The following is a 486-nucleotide window of genomic DNA, read 5'->3' on the forward strand; positions in this document are numbered from 1 at the left end:
ATCATTTATTTTTTATCTTTACTTTCAGCTTTACTCATTTCATTTTTCATATTTTCAGTCTTTTTTTCACTATTATTGATTGCATGATTTTTCATTTCATCACTCTTTTTCTTCACATCTAACGCTCGAATTTTTTCAATAATCTGTCCATTAGAATTATAAGAAAATACCCTCATACCAATAATTTCAATCAAATCATAATATGATAACGATGATAAATCTATCATTGGATTATCTTCCAAAAGAACTTCTATTCGGAAATCTCGCCCTTGGACAGAAGAAACAGCATCGAAACGAACAGCTATCGCTTCTCTTGTTTCATCTTCACTATTTGTTACTTCACGATCAGAAGCTTCTTTAATAAACCGCCATTCACCATATGTTTTTTCTAAATCAATCAATGAAGTAATTTCACTTTGATTAACACTAATATTAGCCATTATTTTTCCTCTCCTTCATTTACTTTTTTTAAAGCTTCACAAACAA

The 486-nt window shown here is 29.0% G+C and carries 1 protein-coding gene; it reads right to left on the reverse strand.

Going from position 1 to position 486, the window contains the following annotated elements:
* Positions 1-5: 5 nt before the first annotated feature.
* Entirely contained in the window at positions 6-440 is a 435-nt protein-coding gene (locus AB3I00_RS14660) for a hypothetical protein (protein WP_368025621.1), read from the reverse strand.
* Positions 441-486: the final 46 nt, after the last annotated feature.

The sequence above is a fragment of the Enterococcus sp. C76 genome, assembly GCF_040886985.1.
In the GTDB taxonomy this organism is placed as follows: domain Bacteria; phylum Bacillota; class Bacilli; order Lactobacillales; family Enterococcaceae; genus Enterococcus_B; species Enterococcus_B lactis.

Coding starts and splice junctions, on each gene's coding strand:
- AB3I00_RS14660 (WP_368025621.1), bottom strand. CDS start 440: ATGGCTAATATTAGTGTTAATCAAAGTGAAATTACTTCATTGATTGAT.